The organism is Pseudomonas sp. GV105 (assembly GCF_003058185.1).
Lineage (GTDB): Bacteria > Pseudomonadota > Gammaproteobacteria > Pseudomonadales > Pseudomonadaceae > Aquipseudomonas > Aquipseudomonas veronii.
Genome location: NZ_QBUF01000036.1, coordinates 1 through 1,527, shown reverse-complemented (window position 1 = coordinate 1,527; position 1,527 = coordinate 1). Strand labels below are relative to the sequence as shown.

Sequence of the window (1,527 nt, the reverse complement as noted above, 5' to 3'; positions counted from 1 at the left end):
GGCGGCGAAGAGTTGGGTCGGCTGTTCGCCTATGAGCTGCAACTGACCTCCCTGGACGCCAACATCGACCTCAACCAGTTGCTCGGCAAGCCGATGAGCGTTGGCGTGCAACTGGCGGACGGTGGCGAGCGGCATTTCCACGGCATCGTCGCGCAGTGCAGCCAGAGCATCGACCAGGGCCAGTTCGCCAGCTATCAGGTGACACTGCGCCCGTGGCTGTGGCTGCTGAGCCGCACGTCGGACTGCCGGATTTTCCAGAACCTGAGCATCCCGCAGATCATCAAGCAGGTGTTCCGCGACCTCGGCTTTTCCGACTTCGAAGACGCCCTGAGCCGGCCGTATCGCGAGTGGGAATACTGCGTGCAGTACCGCGAGACCAGCTTCGATTTCGTCAGCCGCTTGATGGAACAGGAAGGCATCTACTACTTCTTCCGCCATGAACAGGACCGCCACGTGCTGGTGCTGGCTGACGCTTATGGCGCCCACACCACGGTGCCGGGCTATGCGTCGATTCCGTACTACCCCAAGGACGAGCAGCAACGCGAACGCGACCACATGCACAACTGGCACCTGGCCCAGCAAGTGCAGCCGGGCTCGCTGGAGCTCAACGACTACGACTTCCAGCGCCCCAGCGCGAGCATCGACGTGCGCTCGGCGATGCCGCGCCCGCACGCCGCCGGCGACTACCCGCTGTACGACTACCCCGGCACCTACGTGCAAAGCGCGGACGGCGAACACTACGCGCGCACCCGCATCGAAGCCCTGCAAACCCTGCATGAACAAATAGAATTCAACGGCAACGCCCGCGGCCTCGGTTCCGGCCATCTGTTCAGCCTCACCGGCTTCAGCCGCCAGGACCAGAACCGCGAATACCTGATCGTCGGCTGCCGCTATTACATCGTTCAGGAAAGCCTGGAAAGCGGCGGCGGCTCCAACTCGGCGCAGTTCGACAGCAGCCTGACCTGCATCGATGCCCAACAAAGCTTCCGCCCGCTGGCCAACACCTATCGCCCCATCGTCAAAGGCCCGCAGACCGCGCTGGTGGTCGGCCCCAAAGGCGAGGAAATCTGGACCGACCAGTACGGCCGCGTGAAGGTGCATTTCTACTGGGACCGCCACGACCAGTCCAACGAAAACAGCTCGTGCTGGATACGCGTATCGCAATCCTGGGCCGGCAAGAACTGGGGCTCGATGCAGATCCCACGGATCGGCCAGGAGGTGATTGTGAGCTTTCTGGAAGGCGACCCGGACCGGCCGATTATTACTGGGCGGGTGTACAACGCGGAGCAGACGGTGCCCTACGATTTGCCGGAGAACGCGACCCAGAGCGGCATGAAAAGTCGTTCGAGCAAGGGCGGCACGCCGGCCAACTTCAATGAAATTCGCATGGAGGACAAGAAGGGGTTGGAGCAGTTGTATATCCATGCCGAGCGCAATCAGGACATCGTCGTCGAGGTGGATGAGAGCCATTCGGTGGGGCATGACCGCAACAAGAGTATTGGGCACAACGAGACGGTGACGATTGGC

The 1,527-nt window shown here is 62.1% G+C and carries 1 protein-coding gene; it reads left to right on the top strand.

What is annotated here, in order from left to right:
• A partial coding sequence (gene tssI / locus C8K66_RS30470; protein WP_108526711.1) for a type VI secretion system tip protein TssI/VgrG occupies positions 1-1,527 on the top strand: 1,527 nt, incomplete at both ends.